The organism is Pseudomonas sp. PS01300 (assembly GCF_029960155.1).
Lineage (GTDB): Bacteria > Pseudomonadota > Gammaproteobacteria > Pseudomonadales > Pseudomonadaceae > Aquipseudomonas > Aquipseudomonas palmensis.
Genome location: NZ_JASCPN010000028.1, coordinates 13,714 through 33,096 on the forward strand (window position 1 = coordinate 13,714; position 19,383 = coordinate 33,096).

A 19,383-nucleotide genomic window follows, 5' to 3' on the forward strand; every position below is an offset into this window, starting at 1 on the left:
CCGCCTGGGCCGTTTTTTCATGCCTGGGGTTCGATCACCTGCCCGGGCACCTGCGCCGGCAGTTGTGCACTGCGCAGCCAGCCCAGTGCTATGGGCCACAGCTGCGCCTGAAAGCGGCTGTGAAAGAACGCGAAATGACCGACCCCCTTGGCATCGACCTGCTGCGCGGCGATGCGCAGGTGCGTGCACGCGCTGGCGGTAAAGTAGCCCAGCAGGCGCTCGATGGCCGGCACCGTACCGAACGGGTCGTCGGTCAGGCTGATCGCCAGGATACTGGCCTGCACCTGGCCAAAGCCCAACGCCCCCAGTGCGCGACCGCTGGGCCGCTGTTCATAGGTGGCGGCGGGTGTTACCCAGTCGCGGACCACGCCGGCCGGGGTGTCCTCCATCCAGCCCAGGCGCTTGCCGGGAAAGTAGCCGAACACGCGGGTCAGCAGCGGCATTGCCAGGTGCCATTTGCACAGCAGCTGCCAGCGGCTGCCTGGGGCATAGTCACGCCAGTAGGCGAACTGCGCGCCCACCGTGACCACCCGCCGGATGCTCGCCGCCGACGCCGCCAGGCCCAGCGCGCAACCGCCGAAACTGTGCCCGACCACATCGATGGGCTGCCCGGGAAACTCGCGCCGGGCGCGCTGGAGCATCGCCTCGAAATCCAGCCGGCCCCAGTCCGACCAGCTGGCCTGAAAACCCCGCAAGGCGGCGGGGCGCGATTCGCCGATGCCGCGGTAGTCGTAGGTGATCACGTCGGCGCCATGGGCGAACAGGTAGTCGGCAAAACGCGAGTAGAAACGGCAGCGCACCGAGGTGGCGGCGTTGATGATGACCACCGCCCGCGTGGGGTCCGCCGCGCCGTGGCGCCAGGTGAAGCCGCCCAGGCTGAAGCCGTCTGCCGCCTCTTCGCGAAACGGCTGGGCAACGCTGGGCGCCTGGGTGGTGAGGGGTTGATTCATCGGTGCCGGCTCCTTCAGGGCCCTTCGCAGCGCAGCATCGGCCAGCGGGTGAGCCAGCCCGTGTGGGTGATGCGCGAGGCGTAGACCGTCTGTTTCTGGCTAACGTAACGCGCGGTGCGGCGCAGTACCAGCCCGAACAGGTCATTCAGCCCCAGGGGCGCAGCGACTTATCATTGTGGGTTCGGCCACCGGCAGGTTGCGCGGGCACGGGCGCCGATCATCGGCGCGCCGGCCCGCGCCCGCCTCAGGCAAGCTCGGTGTAACGCGCCGCCACTTCGGCCTGGCGGATGTCCGAGATCAGGGTGTGACGGGCTGCCTGGAAGGCCGTCCAGCGGGCGTCGTCATGCAACGGCGGGATGGTCACCCCCTCGCGGCGATCGAACCCCACCAGCGCCGCATCCACCAGGTGGTCCACCTCCATCACCTGCGTCAGGGTGTTGATGTCGATGCCCGAGCGCTCCCAGATCTCGGTACGCGTGGCCGCAGGCAGCACCGCCTGCACGTATACGCCGCTGGGCGAGAGCTCCAGGCTCAGCCCTTGCGACAGGAACTGCACGAACGCCTTGGTGGCGCCATACACCGTCATGCCCAGCTCCGGTGCCAGCCCTACCACCGAGCCGATATTGACGATGGCCCCCTCCCCGGCCTGCGCCAACCGTGGCGCGATGGCATGGGCCAGGCGCGCCAGCGCGAGGGTGTTGAGCGTGATGATGCGCGTGACGCTGTCGGCGCTCTGCTCGACGAAGGCCCCCGACTGCGCCGCCCCGGCGTTGTTGATGAGGACGCCGATGCGGGCATCTTCGCGCAGGCGGGTTTCGACCCTGGCAAGGTCTTCGGCCAGGGTCAGGTCGGCCTGCAACACCTCGACGGCCACGCCGTGAGCCTGGGCCAGGCGGCTGGCCAGCCCGTCAAGGCGAGGCCTGTCGCGGGCTACCAGCACCAGGTCATGGCCACGACGGGCAAAACGCTCGGCGTAGGTAGCGCCGATACCGGAAGAAGCACCAGTGATGAGAACAGTGGCAAGGGTAGTCATGGGGTTGCGCTCTCGATGGGTGGGTAACGAGCCGCTATGATGATGACCATAATCTTAACCGTCAACGGTTTTGATGACGGTTGACATCAATGTATAGTGGGCCCCTGACTGACGGCACACGCAGCGAGGAATCTGCACATGAGGGTCACCAAGGCACAGGCGCAGGCCAATCGCGCGCACATCGTCGAAACCGCGTCCGAACTGTTTCGCGAGCGCGGCTATGACGGGGTGGGCGTGGCAGACCTGATGGCGGCGGCAGGGTTTACCCACGGCGGCTTCTACAAGCACTTCGGCTCCAAGGCCGACCTGATGGCCGAGGCTGCTGCCTGCGGGCTGGCCAAGACTGCCAGCGCCGAAGAAGCGCTGGACGTGGCGCAATTTTTCCAGCGTTACCTGTCGCGCGAACACCGCGATGCACGCAGCACCGGCTGCACCATGGCCGCCCTGTGTGGCGACGCGGCGCGCCAGCCGGCCGCAATCAAGGCGACCTTTGCCGACGGCCTGGAGGGCCTGCTCAAGCGGGCCGAGCACGCAGGTGCCGAAAACGGCGATCAAGACCCGCACACCGCACGCGCCAGGATGATCGAGCGCTTTGCCCAGGCGGTGGGCGCGATCATGCTGTCGCGCGCCTGCCCGGACGATGCCCCATTGGCCGACGAAATCATCGAGGTGTGCCGCAAGGCCATCGTTGCCCCGTTCACCGACTGAGGTGCCCGCCCCGCAGTTGTCTTAAAACTGCAACCTTTTGGTCATAGTATGGAAGCTGTTCCCGCTGCAGCCCTGTTGCAGCGCGCCTTTGACAAGGACTCGAAACTCAATGCGCCGTGTCGTATTCAATCAGAAAGGGGGCGTGGGCAAGACCAGCATCGCCTGCAACCTTGCCGCCGTCAGCGCCGCCGAAGGGTATCGGACGCTGCTGGTGGACCTCGACCCCCAGGCCAACACCACCCACTACCTCACCGGCCTGCTCGGCGACGACATCCCGGCCGGCATCAGCGACTTCTTCAAGCAGACCCTCTCCAGCGCACCGGGCAGCAAGCGCGGGCGCGTGTGCATCACCCCCACCCGCTACGACAACCTCGACCTGGTGACCGCCAGCCCCGACCTGGCCGACCTGCAGCCCAAGCTGGAGAGCAAGTTCAAGATCAACAAGCTGCGCAAGCTGCTGGTTGAACTGTCCGAAGACTACGAGCGCATCTACATCGACACCCCGCCGTCGCTGAACTTCTACACCTTCAGCGCGCTGGTGGCCGCCGACCGCCTGCTGATTCCGTTCGATTGCGACAGCTTTTCGCGCCAGGCGCTGTACAGCGTGATCGAGCAGGTGGAAGAACTGCGCCAGGACCACAACGAGTCACTGCAGGTGGAAGGCGTGGTGGCCAACCAGTTCGTCGCGCGCACCGCGCTGCACCAGAGCCTGGTTGATGAACTGCTGGCCGAGGGCCTGCCGGTGCTGCCGGTGTACCTGAGCAGCTCGGTGAAGATGCGCGAATCCCACGAGCTGTCGGTACCGCTGGTGCACATGGCACCGCGGCACAAGCTGTCACGCGAATTCGTCGACCTGCTGGGGGCGCTGGAGCGGGCTGCCTGAGGGCTGCCCGCCGGTTGCGCCCTGGCGTCAGATCGACGCCTGGCGCATGCGATCGGACAACGCCTGCGCCGTTTCCTTGCGCTCGGAATAGCGGTCCACCAGGTGCGCCTGGCTGTCGCGCAGCAGCAGCGTGAACTTGACCAGCTCTTCCATCACATCCACCACCCGGTCGTAATACGGCGAGGGCTTCATGCGGCCCTGCTCGTCGAACTCCATGTACGCCTTGGGCACGGACGACTGGTTGGGGATGGTGAACATGCGCATCCAGCGCCCCAGCACGCGCAGCTGATTGACCACGTTGAACGACTGCGAGCCGCCACACACCTGCATCACGGCCAGGGTCTTGCCCTGGGTGGGGCGAATGGCGCCGAGGGCCAGCGGCACCCAGTCGATCTGCGCCTTGAACACCGCCGACATCGCGCCGTGCCGCTCAGGCGAACACCACACCTGGCCTTCGGACCACAGCACCAGCTCGCGCAGTTCCTGAACCTTGGGGTGCTCCACCGGTACGTCGTCCGGCAGTGGCAGGCCGCTGGGGTCGAAGATGCGCGTCTGGGCGCCAAAATGCTGGAGCAGGCGCGCGGCCTCCTCGGTCAGCAAGCGGCTGAAGGAACGCTCGCGGGTGGAACCGTACAGCAAAAGGATGCGCGGCTTTCGCTCGCCGGCCTGCAGGGCGGTGGGCAGGCCTTCGAACAGGCTCGGGTCGAGGTTGGGCAGGTCGTGGTGCATGGGGCCTCCGGGTCAGAGCGTGGCAATGCGGTCGAGTTCACGCTTGAGCGCGTGGGCATCGAGCTGGCTGAATGGCAGCGCGAAAAACGCCCGGCAGCGACGCTCGATACGCGCCAGCGCATGGTGAAAGTTCGCCTCCACCTCGTCGTCGGTGCCGGGTTGTTCGGAAGGGTCGGCCAGGCCCCAGTGGGCCTTGAGCGCCGGGCCGAAAAACACCGGGCACGCCTCGCCTGCGGCCTTGTCGCACACGGTGATGACGATATCCGGCGGGTTGGCCGCGAAGGCCTCGTTGCCCTTGCTGCTAAGGCCCGCAGTGCTGATGCCGGCCTGCTGCAGGGTCAGCAGGCTGCGCGGCAACACCTGCCCCCTGGGGAAGCTGCCGGCGCTCAGCGCCTCGAAGCCCGCCGGGGCGAGGTGATTGAACATCGCTTCGCAGAGGATGCTGCGACAGCTGTTGGCCGTGCACATGAACAGAACTCGCATGGTGGTGTACTCCCTTTGGCAGGCAGAACGGTCAAAGGCTCAGGCGCAGGGCCAGGGCCGAAAGCGTGATCAACAGCACCGGCACGGTCAGCAGCAGGCCGACCTTGAAGTAGTAGCCCCAGGTGATGCGCGTACCCTTGCGCGCCAGCACATGCAGCCAGAGCAATGTGGCCAGGCTGCCGATGGGAGTGATCTTGGGGCCCAGGTCGCAGCCGATGACGTTGGCGTAGACCATCGCCTCGCGCACCACACCCTGTGCTTCGCTGGCGTGGATCGAAAGCGCGCCGATCAGCACGCTGGGCAGGTTGTTCATCACCGAGGACAGCACCGCGGCAAGCAGCCCGGTGCCCAGAGACGCGCCCCACACGCCATAGGCGGCAAGACGGTCCAGCAACTGGGTGAGCAAGTCGGTAAGGCCGGCGTTTTTCAGGCCGTACACCACCAGGTACATACCCAGCGAAAACACCACGATCTGCCAGGGCGCATCGCGCAGCACGCGCCGGGTGGAGATCACATGCCCGCGCGCAGCGACAATGAACAGCACCACTGCACAGGCCGCCGCCACGGCGCTGATCGGGATGCCCAGCGGCTCGAGCAGGAACAGGCCCACCAGCAGCGCCACCAGCACGCCCCCGCCCACGCGGAAGGTGGCGCGGTCGCGGATCGCCAGCACCGGCGCCTTCAGTGCCTGTACCTCGTACACCCCCGGTATGTCGCGGCGAAAGTACATAAACAGCACCAGCAAGGTGGCCGCCACACTCACCAGGTTCACCGGCACCATCACCGCTGCGTATTCGCCAAAGCCCAGGCCGAAGTAATCGGCCGAGACGATGTTCACCAGGTTGGAGACCACCAGCGGCAGGCTGGCGGTGTCGGCAATGAAGCCTGCGGCCATGACGAACGCCAGGGTTGCAGCCGGGGAGAAACGCAGCGCCAGCAGCATCGACATGACGATAGGGGTAAGGATCAGCGCCGCGCCGTCGTTGGCGAACAGCGCCGACACCGCAGCGCCCAGCAGCACGATGAAGGCGAACAGCCGGCGCCCGTTGCCGCGCGCCCAGCGGGCCACGTGCAGGGCTGCCCATTCGAAGAAGCCAGCCTCGTCGAGCAGCAGGCTGATGACGATGATCGCGATGAAGGTGGCGGTGGCGTTCCACACAATCGCCCACACCGTGGGGATGTCGTGCAGCGACACCGCGCCCAGCGCCAGGGCCAGCAGTGCGCCGAGGCTGGCGCTCCAGCCGACGCCCAGGCCGCGGGGTTGCCAGATGACCAGGGTCAGGGTGAGCAGAAAAACAGCGATGGCAGTCAGCATCGGCGCGCTCCTGGCTCAGCAGCAGGCAGCAGCACGAACGGGGCGCCCGTCCATGTTCTGCAAGCGTGTGGTGTTGTCCTTGAGCCAGTCGGCATTGGCGCGCAGCGTCACCTGCAGCAGGTCGTGCACCCAGCCGGGCAGTTGCGGGTTGAGACGGTAATAGACCCACTGCCCCTGGCGGCGGTCGAGCAACAGGCCGCTGGTACGCAGCTGCGCCAGGTGACGGCTGATCTTGGGCTGGCTGTCGCCCAGGGCGCACATCAGCTCGCACACGCACAACTCGCCCTGCTCTGCGATCAGCAGCGCAGCGCGAGCGCGGGTTTCGTCGGCCAGGCTCTTGAACAGCTCGGGTGGGGTAATCATTGTGGGCGGCCCTTACATATGGATAACCGAATATACGGATATCCATATGTTATCTGCAACCGGATTTTTCAGCGCCTGCCATCAACCTCCCCAGCGCGTCACCCGCCGTTGGGGGCCGGTTTTTCGCGCAAGGCCGTGTGGTAGATCTGCGCCGAATCGAGCACGGGCTGGGTGGCACCATGGCGGGCGATCGACAGCATTGCCTGGCCGATGACCTCGGTGCTCAGCACCTTTTCGGGCAACAGCGCACGCGCCAGGCTCAGCAGCGGGCCGGTGAGCCGGTAGAACACGCGGTACGCGCGGGTTCTGGAGGTGGCCCCATGCAACGGCTGAATCACCGCCGGGCGCAGGATGTGCACGCGCCTGAACGGCAGGCGCAGCAGGCTGTTCTCCGTCATGCCGCGCACCCGCGCCCACATCGTCGAGCTGGTTTCGCTGCTGTCGGCGCCCGCCCCGGAGACGTAGATGAAGGTGGCATGCGGGTTGAGCTCGCACACGCGCTGGGCCACCGCCAGGGTCAGGCGGTAGGTCATGTGGGTGTACTGCGCCTGGGTCATGCCCGCCGCCGAAACGCCCAGGCAGAAGAAACACGCATCCACATCGCGCAGGTCGTCGTCGAGCAGCGTGGACGGGTTATCGGCGAAGGCCGGCCTGACCACCTGCCGGAGCTTGGGGTGCTGGGCGTTCAGGCGTGAGCGCCCGATCAAGCGAACGGACTCCACATCCTGCGCCGCCAGGCATTCGCGCAGCACCCCGCTGCCGATCATGCCGGATGCACCAAAGATCACTATGTTCATGGCGTAGGCTGGCCTCGCTCAGTTTGAAGGGTGCGCCGGCTTCATGCCGACGGCCATTGCGGCGGTGCCGTGCCGAAATCGGCCGCGAGGCTGACCGGCTTCCAGCGCTGCATCGCTTCGCTGCGGGCGGCCTCTTCCACCTCGACCACATACAAGGCGTCCGACCCCAACAGTAGACGCGACGGCAGCCCTTCACGAGCGGCCAGCGCCACGATCAGCTGTGCAATGCGCTCGGGGTCGCCCACTTCGTTGCCCACGTAGGACTCGATCAAGGCCTTGAACGCGGCCATCGACGCCATGTAGTCCGGGGCCAGCTCGCTGAGCGTGCTGCGGGCCTGGTGGCCCCAGTCGGTACGCATGCCGCCGGGCTCCAGGGTGCACACCTGGATGCCGAACGGCGCGACCTCCTTGCCGACCACGTCGCTGAACCCGCCCACGGCCCATTTGGCCGCCTGATAGGCCGACAGGCCCGGGCTTGCGATGCGACCGCCGGCCGATGACACCTGAAAGATATGGCCGCGGCCCTGGGCGCGCATCACCGGAATGGCCGCACGGGTGAGGTTGACCACGCCGAACAGATTGGTCTCGACCTCGGCGCGAAAATCATCGGTGGGGATGTGCTCGAACGGCTGGATATGGCCGAAGCCCGCGTTGTTGACCAGCACATCCAGCCGGCCAAAACGGCGCACGGCCTCGGCCACGGCGTGCCTTGCCTGCTGTTCGTCGGTCACGTCCAGTTCGAACGTGGCCAGGTTGGCGCCGTACTGCGCCTGCAGCTCGACGAAGCGTGTGATGTCGCGTGCAGTGGCCAGCACCTTGGCGCCGCTGTGCAGCGCCGCCTCCAGAATGGCGCGCCCCAGGCCTCGGGACGCACCGGTAATCAACCAGACTTCAGACATGATCATTCAACCTTTTCAACGCGCCGACCGCAGCGCATGGGCAACATAAAAGAGGGGACTGCTCACTCGGGCCGAAAGCCGGCCTTGCCTTCCAGCATCACCGACTCGGCAAGCGTCTTCTGTGCCTGAATGTCCGCCAGGCTGCGGGCATAGCCGGCCTCCAGCGCCGCATAGGCATCCCCGCCGAGCACGGTGCGCAGCGGCGGCTTCTGCAGCTGGCTGAGGGTGTAGATGGCGTCGGCCATTTTCAGCGGGTCGCCCGAGGCGGTGTCTTCGCCATGCTGTTCGATCCACCCGCGCAGGTTGCCGACCGCACTGCCCTTGTAGGCGTCGAGCTGCTCGGTCCAGCGGATGTTGGCCACGAAGCCGGTCTTGATCGAGCCTGGCTCGATGATCAGGGTGTTGATGCCGAACTCGGCCAGCTCTTGCGCCACCGCTTCGGCGAAGCCTTCCAGACCGTACTTGGCCGCGTGGTACAGCGAGCCGCCCGGGTAGGCGGTACGGCCGCCGACACTGCTGACATGGATGAAAGTACCGCGCTGCTGTGCGCGCATCGCCGCCATGAAGGCGCGGGTGACCTGTATCGGCGCCATCAGGTTGAGCGCGATCTGCTGGTCGACTTCGGCGTCGGTCATCTCTTCCATTGCACCGATCACCGCCCCGCCCGCGTTGTTGACCACCACCTCCACATCGGGATGGCGGGCAGCAACGGCGCGTACCTGTTCGCGGTCGGTCACGTCGAGCGCTTCCACATGAAGACGCTTTGGATACGCCTGTTGCAACGCCTGCATCGCCTCCACACGACGCACGGCGGCGACCACGGTATGCCCCTGGGCCAGCGCCTTTTCGGTAAGGGCCAGGCCCAGGCCACCCGAAGCACCGGTAATGAACCACTTTTGAACAGCCATGAAGATACTCCTGTTACAAATTGTGAGTGATTAATCACTCAGTTAAAAGACAAGGCTTTTACGCCGTAATGGCGCGCCACAGCATATGGAAGCCCAGCTGGCGGTGGCTGTCGGCCTCCTCCGGGGACTTCTCGATGTGTTCGATGGTGGTGGTGGCGATACTCTCGATCACGGAAGAAATGAAGCTGATCGGGGCATCGATCAGCACGCCGTCCTCTACCCCGCCCTCCATCGTCCTGGACACGGCCTGGAACGGCTGCGCGCCCAGTGCGCGGGTGTCTGCGGTTACCTGCCCCGACGCCGACAGCCGTGCCAGCACCACGCGCTCCAGGGCATTGTTCAGGCCCCAGCTGACATAGCGATTGAAGATGTACTCCATGCGCTGGCGGTAGTCGGCCTGGGCCGGGAAGTCCGACATCATGGCCGTCACCAGGCTTTGCTTGAGGTGCAGGTAGAGCTCCTGGAACAGCACCTCCTTGCTGCTGAAGTAGGTGAACAAGGTGCCGTCGGCAACCCCGGCGCGCCGCGCGATGCTCGACGTGCTGGCCATCACGCCCAGCTCGGCGACTGCCTGCATCGCAGACAACAGCAAGGCTTCACGTTTTTCGGGGCTGAGGGGACGTGCCATGGAGGGAGGTTCGCTTAAGAAGACTGAGTAATCAGTCAACTATATTCCTGACCCTTGGGCGAATGCAAGGGGCGGATGCCGCGACGGTGCCGAACGGCAAGCCCCCCGGCATGTCGCCGGGGGGTTGATAGCCGTTATCCGGCGCTACTCGAACAGGTTCACGATGGCATCCGACAACGTACTTCGCTGCCGCGACCACGAGCTTGTGAAGTGATAGATATCGTTGGCCTGGACGTAGTGCTTCACGAACTGGAAGTGATAGTCGGCGGCAATCTGGAACAGGTACAGATCGCTTTGGATATTCACGTAGTTGGTGCCGAAGCGATGGATCTCGGTACTGATCTGGACCATGCCCTCCAGAACCGCATGGGTGTCGGGCTCCAGGTCCACATTGATTTCCGAACTTGGCTTTTCGGTAAGAATGCGCTTCCAGGCGAGCTCCGAACTCTTTCTTCCCGAGGTGCCCTTGGTAAGGTCGCAGGGGGCCTCGATGGCCTGGCGGGCTTTGCTCATTTCGTCTTTGATGCGGTCATCCAACTGCAACTTCCTGCCTGTTTTTACCTGGCAAAACAAACTGGTCAACTCGAGCCAGGCGGATTCGTATTCCTTGGGGTTATCGCGCTCGACCATCTGCTTGGGGTTGGACCAGCAAGGCTTGTACCTGAACTTGGCGAAACTGTAGTCGGGGAAGTGCCCGAGCCAGCCGTGGCCCAGATAACTGGTACCGCTGGGGGCCGCTTCGAAGTTGGGGTTCGCGAACGGCACGCCCTTGGTGTCGGATGACTTCAGGACTTTCCTGTTCCAGTTTTTCGACGAGCCGTCCATGTAATAGATGGCCTGTGGGCCGTAGCCCATCTTGGACCATTCCCAGGAGTCCGGGTCGTAGTCCGCATCCCAGTAGGTGTTCATCACGTTGTCGAGGCCGCAGTGGTCCTGGTGGGCCCAGGTGTCGGCGATCACATGCGCCCTGACCCCCAGCAGGATCAGCCTGAACCTGCGCAGCACGTCTGCACGATTGTCCTTCAGCACCTCTGCCCCGCCGATGGCCAGGCTGATGATCTTCTCCAGCCGGTCGTCATCGGTGGCGCAGAGCACGGCATCTTGAACAAGCCTGCGCGAGAGTGCGCTTTGCGGCCGGTTGAGCATCTTGCCGTATTGCAGATCCTTCACCTTGCTGGCGTTGTACTTTCTCAGTATCTGCTCGCCGCCAAAGGTGTCGCGCTTGATGAACTTGGGCAGGTAGTTGGCCACTTCGGCGCCATGGGTTTCTTCTCGGCTGGGCGTGCCGGCCGGGTCGTTGTAGTTGCCGGGGATGAAGTGGTACGAGCACCACAGGCCATCTTCAGGCTCCCCCATCGTGCCCAGCAGCCCGCCCTGGTAGGTGTAGCGCGGGTTGTCCATCTTGGCCACGACGTTGTACTTGGCAGATTTTTGGGTGTCGCTGACCAGGCTCCAGTAAGAGGCATAGGTGCTCTCGCTGAAGAAGTCGATGAAGTTGGCTGCCTTGGCAATAAGGGTTGCATCGTCCTTGTTGAAGCCGCCGCACAGTGCTGAGTGGTAAGTACCGTAGAAGTGAAAATCCTGATCCATGCCGCTTTCCCCTAAACAGTTTTTGTTTAACAAAAAAAGACCGCAAGGGTTTATAGGCACAGCTTTAAATAGTGTCAAATGGCCATTAGTCAATGATAATTGTTATTTTTATTTCGTGTATTAACGTTGGGAAACTGCGGTTTGATGGGCATGGCGATATAGAGCGGTTCTATTTAAATTCATGGCCAATGGAGCCAGTCTGCGCTCAGTAATCAGTCGTCAGGCTTGAGCAACTTTCCACACTGCTCACTGGCCAACTGGCTGATGATCCGGATGGCCTGATGAATACCCGCCGTGTTGCGAAAGCTCAGCTGCGGGTTGTGCTCGCACTCCAGCACCTCGTCATGCTGGACGAGCGCTTCACCGAGTAGTTCGAGGGTCCAGGCGTAGCGTTGGATGGTGGACAAGCGTTCTTGGTCGGTCATGGGGATACCTGCGCTAGGGGTGTAACAGGGCTGCGGAAAATATTGCCGGGGAAGATCGTCCCGTTGTTGCGCTCTTAAGGCCACGGTATTTAGGACCCATCTCGTGGAGCTGGACGATGGACAGGCGATCATAGGGATGCTCGCCCTGTAGCTGGTCGGGGGACTGTGAACGACAGAAACGACCCACAGCGGCCTTTCGAGGAGGGCAGAAAACGACCAAAAGCGGTCATTACCGAGCGACAGCTTTCGCCTTTTGCAACCCTTCGAGGTGTCTACCAAATCGATGGCGATTCAGACAGCCGGCGCAAATGACAGCCAATCTGCTTCGAGGAAGCTAGCGCGCTAAGCTTCGTTCGCCCACACAGCCACTCACTGTCGCAGGTGATGGCCTACACCTAAGACGGCATAAATTTACATTCCTATGTTGACGCATTTGGTTGTCCAACAGAAAATCTAGGCTCCTCCACCTCATGGACTTGTGCGAGACATGAAGTCGTCTACGAGTGTATATGAAGTTTTTACTCCAACAACGCCTGCTAAAGCGTCTTTTATCGAAAGAGACGAAGTCAACGATAAATTGGTGGATGCACTTAGAACCCCAGGCACGCAACTAGTCGTCTACGGATACTCAGGCTCTGGAAAGTCAACTCTACTGCGAAATAAATTGCGCCAACTTTACGAACACGAAGTAACAACAAGGTGCACATCAGCATCCAGCTTTGAGCAACTAATGCTAAGTGCCTTCGACGACTTGAATGGATATTACATTTCCGAGCTTCAAGAGAAAAACACCTCCACCATATCTGCGTCTGCTAAAACTACGCTTGCATCCATCAGAAGCGAATTATCCGCTACCGTCTCAGCTTCATCTGAAAACTCAGCTAAAAAAACCAGAATTATCCCCCCCCAATTAACAGCTCAAAATTTAGCCAAGCTTATGGGTGAGGCCAACTGTTGTTGGGTACTCGAAGACTTTCATAAGATAGAAGAGTCCGAGCGCATAAAACTTTCTCAGACAATGAAAGTTTTCATGGATATGGCAGATGATTACAAAGCTGTAAAAGTCATTGCAGTAGGTGCTGTAGATTCTGCTCGGCAAGTAGTTCAGTATGATCCAGAAATGCGCACACGCATCGCAGAGATTCATGTTCCACTCATGGAACCGCACGAACTTCAAAGCATCATAAACTTAGGTACTAGAATTCTAAAAATTGCATTTAGCCCAAGCCTGACCAACAAAATTAGCCACTATGCGAACGGCTTGCCAGCAATCTGCCACACACTTTGTCTTAGCGTATGCCAACATAACGGTATATATGAAGAAGTCGACACACCTGTAAAGTTTACGGACGAAGAACTGGAGCCTGCCCTAAAAAAATACCTATCCAATTCATCTGACACATTGAAGATGGCTTTCGAAGCATCGCTTAAACAGGTGCGCAAGGGAAAATACGACCACCCTAAACTAATAATTCACGCATTAGCACAGCTGTCTCAGGATGGCGCTACTAAAAACGAACTACTCAGAAAGATTCAAAAAGTCGAACCAACCTATACTTCACGAAGCTTCAGCGGAGGAATGGAAAAGCTCTGCAAGGCCCATAGAACCCCACTTATTCGGTTCGACGAAAACTCTGGAAAGTATTCGTTCATAGACCCCCTCTACAGATCATTCGCATTAGCTCTTAACTCTGAAAAACCAAAAACTAGCTTTGACGCCAATATTCAATCCTTGCTTGAAAATGTGATTTTTAAATTTACCGAAACCTCAATTAAATCGCATCACTATCGCGACCGAAAATAGCTCAATACATAGCACTACATCGACAACCCTGCTCAGGACGCAACCATAGCAGGCGAAGGGCTTCGGGCCACTATTTACTCAATAAAGCCTGCATCTAGGTTATGACCCAAAAGGGGACAGATTTATTTTGACCACAGTTGAGCAAAGCAAAGGCGACCCGTTCTAGGTCGCCTTTCGTTTATACAGATACTGTAACCGCAGCAACTCCTTAGTTTAGGATACATGAGCCTTAATTTGAGAAATCACTCGAATCATCGGCCGTATGGTACATACATGTAAACCTGTCCTCTTTGAGTCTAGCCTGAACCCAGAAAAAAGGCGGTATCACGAATTCATCATTACATGAATCGCCTTTAACATAGTGAGAGAATAATTCACAAAAACTTAAAACCTTATCGAAAGCTAAATAACACTAAGACCTGGGAAATAAATTCAATCTTAATCTAAGCAACCATTTTTTATCGTGCGTAGAGCCCGCCCGAGAATGACCAAGGCAGTGTTTCCATAGTAATTATAAAGAGGCAACACCCACACACAACTTATAGTAACACATGAACATTTTTTAAGCACGACCACTAAATCTGAATCCACCTAACCCAAAGAAAATTAACTTACACTCCAATAAGTAACAGCTAAGAATCTTACTTGGCCTGCCGAGATTTCCTTTTAGGTGCAAAAAGATAGCTATCTATTTCTGACATCCACGACGGAATTGTCTCGCGACTAGCAACCTCTGCGTACTTGAGTGCAAACTTTACTTTGAACCCTGGCATATTAAACAGCTCTTCAACACTTCGTTGCTGCGTACCCGTAAAATCGAACGCTAGTGACGCTGGCAAATCACTCTGTGCAAATGATATAAACTGCAGCAAAGAAGAAACCTGCTCGCCGTAGCTAGGATCCTCTTCAAAACACTTAAGAGCCAAAATAAAATCCTTGGGATTTAAAGTATCCTCAATAACAGTAGGAGGATAAAACTCCGTATTACTGGTTGACTTCAACAAGGTCTCAAGCTTGTATTCATCATTATGAATACGCTTAATCTTTATTTGTTCAATACCCTCACTGGCATCATACTTCTCGAAGGCTTTATCAGTATCAAGAAGCAAAAACACCTTACCCTTGATGTCGTCTCGGTTTTCGTCAAGCGCCATCTCCAAATATTTAAATATCTTCTTCACATGTTTGGACCCACCTACGGGAAGAATAAAAAGCTTATTCCTAGCCAAATAGAAATCCAAATATATTTTATCAGCCGACCCTTCGCAAACTATCCATTTGTAATCTCTCCCGGTTATAGAAGCGATCATTGACTGCACAAGGTCATTTAGGCCTTTGAGTTCTAAGTCGGATGGCAGTTTACCTTGGCTAGTTTTGCGCAACTTAGAAATATCTTCCCGAAAACACCTCAGATCAATCATGACAAGCTCACTTTCGACTTTCGGGCAATATATTGCCACCCCATTTGAAATAACAGGCATGAACCCATACCAATGTGTCGTAATAAGTGTCTGCACTCCAGCCTGAGATATTTCCTTTAACTTTTCAAACTGCTCGAAACAAGCGGATATATGTAGAGAAAGCTCAGGCTCATCGATAGCAAGAATGAGCAGTTGATTTCTAGGTCTTTTGGCTTCTAACAAAAAGGCTTTGGCGATATCGATCAATGCCTGCCGCTTCTCTCCTGAGCTAAGATTATTTACAGGTACAACCTCTCTCCCAACTTTTTTGGTTAGGATTTTGCTATCAAAGAAGGCCTCTATGATTTTTTCGGTTAGATGAGACTGGTTAAATAAATTCTGTTTCTTGGCCGGTTTCTTATACTCATAAATTTCTAATGTTTTTGACACCTCCACCAAAAAAGCATTTAGCTTTTGATTGATATCCGTCACCGTCGACTTATTAACAATATTTCTTACAATTTCTTCAATTTTTGTACCCAGCAACGCTTGCACCGTAGCACTTTCAATTTTCGTAAACTCCTTAAAATTTATTTCCGATGGTATGTATATGTACTGGTAAGACCCATGTACATAGGCAGTAAACGCCTGAACAAACTTCGCCCAATGAGAGTCTTCTTGGAGTTTTTCAAACACGCTTAATGACTCAAAAATAGAGAAATATGGTGAAGAAGAACCAGTGGGCGATGACTTCATTATACCAAAAGGCACTAGGTAGTGAGTCTGATCATTGTAACCTTGACTTTTTAAGTTTTCTCGATGCTTACAAAATTCACTTACTGGCTTAGGAGATGAGTTAAATGCCTGACTATTAGCACCCCAAACACATTGACTGAGCCGCTCTAGAGAAACCATGTTATTTTCGTCATCTGATTCAATTATAGTTTTTTCTATCAAGAATATTGGACAGATGTATGGCTCCCTCTCTGCGAACCCCTTCGATAAACTGTGATTAAAATTCCATTCAATATTATTGAAGAAACTATCTAAGGCCTCGAGCACTGAGCTCTTTCCTGAGCCGTTCTCCCCAACAATAGCACTAAACATACTCCCATTAGACATAGGAATATAATTTATATTTTGATAGATCTTGAAATTTCTAATCAAAATGCCAACTATCATGACCATCCTTAGCTTGCGCTTTTTATATTATTTATCAAAATATTTAGCGTTGAGTCCAATCGACAGCGGCTCACTGCTCTCGCCAATAGCTAACTTGAAACTTTCTGGGCACTAATAACTTGTACTTCGTTAACTCCCAATTCTCTATTGCACAAACCTCTTAGATTTCTCGCTTCGAGAAGCACCGCATCATGGCAATATGCCTTCCAAGTAGTCAAGTAGCACGCTCCCCACTCCGCACATCCCAGCATTTTCGGTGGTAAGGCAGCTACTGCATCGAGCGGCTAAATACTAGGCGTCCAAGATGTTTGAATCGCCCCTGATTTCCTAGACACTCTCCAAGCCTCAGAAAATAGCGTTTCTCTTACTCTACCGGCGACAGTTCATTGTTGAAGCCATGCCGACGTTTTACGATGTGAATGTAGGTGACCCAAACCTTGTTGGGTTCTACGACATCAAACTGGCGCTTCAGCAAATGGGTGAAGCGACTGCTGAATTACCGCCGTACTTTCCAGGGCGACGTCGATAACCTGATTGAGAACGCAGACCTTCAAGACGCATCAGCCTTGCCACACGATGACGACCACAATCCTCACCGGCCTCGCGCAGATCGTCATGGATTTTGCGATAGCCATAAACGCCGCCGCTCTCCAGCCATGAATGCTTAATCAAACCCAGTAGTCGCCGGTCGCCTTTGGCTCGTAGAGATTGCGGCTCAGACAGCCAGGCGTAATAACCGCTGGGATGGACTTTCAGCGTCAGGCAAAGCCGTCGAATCGAATACTCGCCCGCGTGCTGCTTGATAAAGGCGTACTTCAGCCGCACTTCTTGGCAAAGTACGCGGCGGCCTTCTTTAAGATGTCTTTCTCTTCCGTCACACGCTTGAGTTCAGCGCGTAGCTTGCGCAACTCGGCCTGCTGATCATCATCTTGCTGACGCTGCTCTTGGGGCTTGCTATAGACCTTGATCCAGGCGTAAAGGCTGTGCACGGACATGCCCAGACGCTGGGCGACATCGGCAATATGTTTGCCTTTTTCGGTCACTTGCTTGACCGCTTCGATCTTGAGCTCTTCGGGGTAACGCTGACGACTAAGGCACCTCCAGGCCTCATTATGAGGCCAGGAGGTGTCTACGAAACCAGGGGCGATTCACCTTGTCGAATCGAGACATCCCTAACCATATCCCTAAATCGCGTAGATGCCCATAGACAAAACGAGACAGACAGAAACAACAAAGCCCGCACTGTGCGGGCTTTGCGTTGTGTTTCGTAGACAGTCATAGACTTCTGGAAACTGGTCTCTGGTGCCGGAGACAGGAATCGAACCTGCGACCTTCGCGTTACGAGTGCGCTGCTCTACCGACTGAGCTACACCGGCGTGGCGACAACGCTACCATTGCCGCCACGCTTTCGCAAATCACTGTTTATCAACAGCTATTGCCCACCACTCGCCTGCACCGCGGTGCACCCGGCCGGGGCCAGGTCGGCCTCGATATCGGTGCTGCACGCCCAGCCCGTGGCCGAACGGGCCCAAGTCAGGTGCTTGCCCGCCACCGGCGCCGGCGCATCCACCAGCACGCATGCAAGGGTGCCCACACCAGTCGCCGCCACGCCCTGCGCACTCAAGGTGCAGTTGGCCGTGGTCGGCTGGCCGCCAAGGGCGACGACATCGGCCACGTCCTTGCCCTGGTTGATCTGCACTTCGAAGGCGGTCTTCAATGCCGACACCTCGGCCAGCGCCGCCGTGGCCTTGGCCCGCGCCTGGTGGTTGGTGTACATGGGCATGGCAATGGTCGCCAGAATGCCGATGATCGCCACCACGATCATCAACTCGATCAATGTAATACCGCGCTGTCCCTTCATGGGCACTCCCCTCGCAAAAACTCACAAATCCCGCCACGGGCACCGCCGCAGACCAGCGCGCCAGTAGGCCCGAACAGACACCTTTTGTCACCCTGCGGGTACTTAACCCAGCACCGCGCTCGACTACTCTAGTGGTCACCGGGCGGGATTGCCCGAGCCTATCACCCTGAAGCTGTTACAGGGTTTGTGACTGTCCACCGCTGCATGGAGGTAGCGATGAACCACAAGACAAAAACCTATGCCTGGCAAGGCATCGACCGCTCCGGTACCCACGTGAGCGGGCACAGCAGCGGGCAGAACAGTGCGCTGGTGAAGGCGCTGCTGCGCGGTCGCGGCATTCGCCCAACCCAGGTGAACGCGGCACGCCGTATTACCCTGCAATTGCCCGCTTCGCTCGGCGCCAAGGACATCACCCGCTTCAGCCGCCAGCTGGCAACGTTGTTCAAGGCCGGCGTGCCGCTGCTGCAAGGGCTGGGCATGATCGCCGAAGGCGCCAACAACCCACCGCTGCGCAGCCTGCTGGGCACCCTCAAAAACGATATCGCCGCCGGCTGCGGCCTGGCCGATGCGCTGCGCAGGCACCCGCGCCAGTTCGACAGCCTGTATTGCAACCTGGTGGCCGTGGGTGAGCAAACCGGCTGCCTGGACAGCCTGCTCGACCAGTTGGCAACGCTGCAGGAGAAACGCCTGGCGCTGCGGGCCCGGCTGAAAAAGGCCATGGTCTACCCCGCGCTGGTGCTGCTGGTGGGGTTGGGGGTGGCGGCGCTGCTGTTGCTCAAGGTGGTACCGCAGTTTCAGGCCATGTTTGCAGGCTTCGGCGCGCCGTTGCCAGCCTTCACCCAGGGTGTCATCAACCTGGCCGAATGGCTGGGGCAGTATCTGCTGTGGGTGCTTGGGGTAATGCTGGCCACGGGATTTGCCCTGCGCCGCGCCTTCGAGCGTCAGCAGGCGGTGCGTTTATGGGTGTTGCGCCAGGGGCTGCGCATGCCGGTTCTGGGGCCGGTGATGCAGCATGCGGCGCTGGCTCGTTTTGCGCGCACCCTGGCGACGTCGTTCAGTGCCGGCGTACCGCTCACCGAAGCCCTGGGGCCGGTGGCCGCCGCGTGCGGCAATACGCTGTACGAGCAAGCCGTTCTGCGGCTGCGCCAGGCCATCGGCAACGGCCTGTCGATGAGCGCGGCGATGCGCAACGAGCCGCTGTTCCCGTGCCTGGCGTTACAGATGTGCGCCATTGGCGAGACATCCGGCACGCTCGACGATATGCTCGACCGGATCGCCAGCCACCACGAAACGGCCGTCGACGAATGGCTCGACAACCTGGCCAGCCTGCTGGAGCCGATGATCGTGCTGATTCTCGGGCTGGTGGTGGGCAGCCTGGTGGTCGCCATGTACCTGCCGATCTTCCAGCTGGGCGATGTGATCTGA

19 protein-coding genes, 1 tRNA gene and 1 pseudogene are annotated in these 19,383 nt (G+C 58.5%); 4 read left to right on the plus strand and 17 right to left on the minus strand.

Translation table 11 applies throughout. The features are described from left to right. Positions 1–17: 17 nt before the first annotated feature. From QMX96_RS14950 to QMX96_RS14960, 3 genes are all read right to left on the minus strand, one after another. Positions 18–950 (minus strand): alpha/beta fold hydrolase, encoded by a 933-nt coding sequence (locus QMX96_RS14950; RefSeq protein ID WP_054914887.1) that lies wholly within the window; start codon positions 948–950, stop codon positions 18–20. 14 nt (positions 951–964) lie between these two features. Further along, positions 965–1,105, minus strand: coding sequence for a nucleotidyltransferase family protein (locus QMX96_RS14955; protein WP_309475768.1), 141 nt, complete (start codon positions 1,103–1,105; stop codon positions 965–967). Positions 1,106–1,194: 89 nt separating this feature from the next. After that, complete coding sequence (locus QMX96_RS14960) at positions 1,195–1,983, minus strand: SDR family oxidoreductase (protein ID WP_123752871.1); 789 nt, start codon at positions 1,981–1,983, stop codon at positions 1,195–1,197. Positions 1,984–2,121: 138 nt separating this feature from the next. On the opposite strand from QMX96_RS14960, the gene QMX96_RS14965 reads away from it, so the two are divergent. Both QMX96_RS14965 and QMX96_RS14970 read left to right on the plus strand, forming a co-directional pair. Further along, complete coding sequence (locus tag QMX96_RS14965) at positions 2,122–2,691, plus strand: TetR family transcriptional regulator (RefSeq protein WP_282361982.1); 570 nt, start codon at positions 2,122–2,124, stop codon at positions 2,689–2,691. A 109-nt stretch (positions 2,692–2,800) separates the two neighbouring features. After that, positions 2,801–3,574, plus strand: a complete 774-nt coding sequence (locus QMX96_RS14970) for a ParA family protein (RefSeq protein WP_054914890.1) — start codon at positions 2,801–2,803, stop codon at positions 3,572–3,574. Between the two features lie 27 nt (positions 3,575–3,601). Here QMX96_RS14970 and arsH read toward each other — a convergent pair whose 3' ends face one another. The 10 genes from arsH to QMX96_RS15020 form a co-directional block, all read right to left on the minus strand. Beyond that, positions 3,602–4,303 carry an arsenical resistance protein ArsH gene (gene arsH, locus QMX96_RS14975; RefSeq protein WP_043860437.1) on the minus strand — a complete coding sequence of 234 codons (702 nt, stop codon included), beginning with the start codon at positions 4,301–4,303 and terminating at the stop codon, positions 3,602–3,604. 12 nt (positions 4,304–4,315) lie between these two features. Next, positions 4,316–4,786, minus strand: a complete 471-nt coding sequence (locus QMX96_RS14980; protein ID WP_043860438.1) for an arsenate reductase ArsC — start codon at positions 4,784–4,786, stop codon at positions 4,316–4,318. A 31-nt stretch (positions 4,787–4,817) separates the two neighbouring features. Further along, positions 4,818–6,101 (minus strand): arsenic transporter, encoded by a 1,284-nt coding sequence (locus QMX96_RS14985; RefSeq protein ID WP_282361983.1) that lies wholly within the window; start codon positions 6,099–6,101, stop codon positions 4,818–4,820. A gap of 15 nt (positions 6,102–6,116) precedes the next feature. After that, complete coding sequence (locus QMX96_RS14990; protein WP_282361984.1) at positions 6,117–6,464, minus strand: metalloregulator ArsR/SmtB family transcription factor; 348 nt, start codon at positions 6,462–6,464, stop codon at positions 6,117–6,119. Between the two features lie 98 nt (positions 6,465–6,562). Then, positions 6,563–7,261 (minus strand): epimerase, encoded by a 699-nt coding sequence (locus QMX96_RS14995; RefSeq protein ID WP_123752874.1) that lies wholly within the window; start codon positions 7,259–7,261, stop codon positions 6,563–6,565. A 41-nt stretch (positions 7,262–7,302) separates the two neighbouring features. Continuing rightward, positions 7,303–8,160 carry an SDR family NAD(P)-dependent oxidoreductase gene (locus QMX96_RS15000; protein ID WP_282361985.1) on the minus strand — a complete coding sequence of 286 codons (858 nt, stop codon included), beginning with the start codon at positions 8,158–8,160 and terminating at the stop codon, positions 7,303–7,305. 62 nt (positions 8,161–8,222) lie between these two features. Further along, positions 8,223–9,068 (minus strand): SDR family NAD(P)-dependent oxidoreductase, encoded by an 846-nt coding sequence (locus tag QMX96_RS15005; RefSeq protein ID WP_282361987.1) that lies wholly within the window; start codon positions 9,066–9,068, stop codon positions 8,223–8,225. A gap of 58 nt (positions 9,069–9,126) precedes the next feature. Next, entirely contained in the window at positions 9,127–9,696 is a 570-nt protein-coding gene (locus QMX96_RS15010; protein ID WP_043860443.1) for a TetR/AcrR family transcriptional regulator, read from the minus strand. Positions 9,697–9,840: 144 nt separating this feature from the next. Then, positions 9,841–11,286, minus strand: a complete 1,446-nt coding sequence (locus tag QMX96_RS15015; protein WP_058540834.1) for a DUF6765 family protein — start codon at positions 11,284–11,286, stop codon at positions 9,841–9,843. Between the two features lie 212 nt (positions 11,287–11,498). Continuing rightward, positions 11,499–11,711, minus strand: coding sequence for a hypothetical protein (locus tag QMX96_RS15020; protein WP_078479484.1), 213 nt, complete (start codon positions 11,709–11,711; stop codon positions 11,499–11,501). 487 nt (positions 11,712–12,198) lie between these two features. On the opposite strand from QMX96_RS15020, the gene QMX96_RS15025 reads away from it, so the two are divergent. Beyond that, entirely contained in the window at positions 12,199–13,515 is a 1,317-nt protein-coding gene (locus QMX96_RS15025; protein ID WP_282361989.1) for an ATP-binding protein, read from the plus strand. Between the two features lie 641 nt (positions 13,516–14,156). Here the strand turns inward: QMX96_RS15025 and QMX96_RS15030 are convergent. From QMX96_RS15030 to QMX96_RS15045, 4 genes and pseudogenes are all read right to left on the minus strand, one after another. Then, the gene (locus QMX96_RS15030) at positions 14,157–16,097 is read right to left on the minus strand and encodes an AAA family ATPase (RefSeq protein ID WP_282361990.1); all 1,941 of its coding nucleotides are present in this window, start codon (positions 16,095–16,097) and stop codon (positions 14,157–14,159) included. 406 nt (positions 16,098–16,503) lie between these two features. Further along, a pseudogene (locus QMX96_RS15035) lies at positions 16,504–17,245 on the minus strand (IS3 family transposase); the annotation flags it as partial. 152 nt (positions 17,246–17,397) lie between these two features. Next, a tRNA-Thr gene (locus QMX96_RS15040) sits at positions 17,398–17,473 on the minus strand. Positions 17,474–17,529: 56 nt separating this feature from the next. After that, the gene (locus tag QMX96_RS15045; RefSeq protein WP_054914904.1) at positions 17,530–17,958 is read right to left on the minus strand and encodes a pilin; all 429 of its coding nucleotides are present in this window, start codon (positions 17,956–17,958) and stop codon (positions 17,530–17,532) included. Positions 17,959–18,174: 216 nt separating this feature from the next. On the opposite strand from QMX96_RS15045, the gene QMX96_RS15050 reads away from it, so the two are divergent. Then, complete coding sequence (locus QMX96_RS15050) at positions 18,175–19,383, plus strand: type II secretion system F family protein (RefSeq protein WP_282361991.1); 1,209 nt, start codon at positions 18,175–18,177, stop codon at positions 19,381–19,383.

Coding starts and splice junctions, on each gene's coding strand:
- QMX96_RS14950 (WP_054914887.1), bottom strand. CDS start 950: ATGAATCAACCCCTCACCACCCAGGCGCCCAGCGTTGCCCAGCCGTTT.
- QMX96_RS14960 (WP_123752871.1), bottom strand. CDS start 1,983: ATGACTACCCTTGCCACTGTTCTCATCACTGGTGCTTCTTCCGGTATC.
- QMX96_RS14965 (WP_282361982.1), top strand. CDS start 2,122: ATGAGGGTCACCAAGGCACAGGCGCAGGCCAATCGCGCGCACATCGTC.
- QMX96_RS14970 (WP_054914890.1), top strand. CDS start 2,801: ATGCGCCGTGTCGTATTCAATCAGAAAGGGGGCGTGGGCAAGACCAGC.
- arsH (WP_043860437.1), bottom strand. CDS start 4,303: ATGCACCACGACCTGCCCAACCTCGACCCGAGCCTGTTCGAAGGCCTG.
- QMX96_RS14980 (WP_043860438.1), bottom strand. CDS start 4,786: ATGCGAGTTCTGTTCATGTGCACGGCCAACAGCTGTCGCAGCATCCTC.
- QMX96_RS14985 (WP_282361983.1), bottom strand. CDS start 6,101: ATGCTGACTGCCATCGCTGTTTTTCTGCTCACCCTGACCCTGGTCATC.
- QMX96_RS14990 (WP_282361984.1), bottom strand. CDS start 6,464: ATGATTACCCCACCCGAGCTGTTCAAGAGCCTGGCCGACGAAACCCGC.
- QMX96_RS14995 (WP_123752874.1), bottom strand. CDS start 7,261: ATGAACATAGTGATCTTTGGTGCATCCGGCATGATCGGCAGCGGGGTG.
- QMX96_RS15000 (WP_282361985.1), bottom strand. CDS start 8,160: ATGTCTGAAGTCTGGTTGATTACCGGTGCGTCCCGAGGCCTGGGGCGC.
- QMX96_RS15005 (WP_282361987.1), bottom strand. CDS start 9,068: ATGGCTGTTCAAAAGTGGTTCATTACCGGTGCTTCGGGTGGCCTGGGC.
- QMX96_RS15010 (WP_043860443.1), bottom strand. CDS start 9,696: ATGGCACGTCCCCTCAGCCCCGAAAAACGTGAAGCCTTGCTGTTGTCT.
- QMX96_RS15015 (WP_058540834.1), bottom strand. CDS start 11,286: ATGGATCAGGATTTTCACTTCTACGGTACTTACCACTCAGCACTGTGC.
- QMX96_RS15020 (WP_078479484.1), bottom strand. CDS start 11,711: ATGACCGACCAAGAACGCTTGTCCACCATCCAACGCTACGCCTGGACC.
- QMX96_RS15025 (WP_282361989.1), top strand. CDS start 12,199: ATGAAGTCGTCTACGAGTGTATATGAAGTTTTTACTCCAACAACGCCT.
- QMX96_RS15030 (WP_282361990.1), bottom strand. CDS start 16,097: ATGATAGTTGGCATTTTGATTAGAAATTTCAAGATCTATCAAAATATA.
- QMX96_RS15045 (WP_054914904.1), bottom strand. CDS start 17,958: ATGAAGGGACAGCGCGGTATTACATTGATCGAGTTGATGATCGTGGTG.
- QMX96_RS15050 (WP_282361991.1), top strand. CDS start 18,175: ATGAACCACAAGACAAAAACCTATGCCTGGCAAGGCATCGACCGCTCC.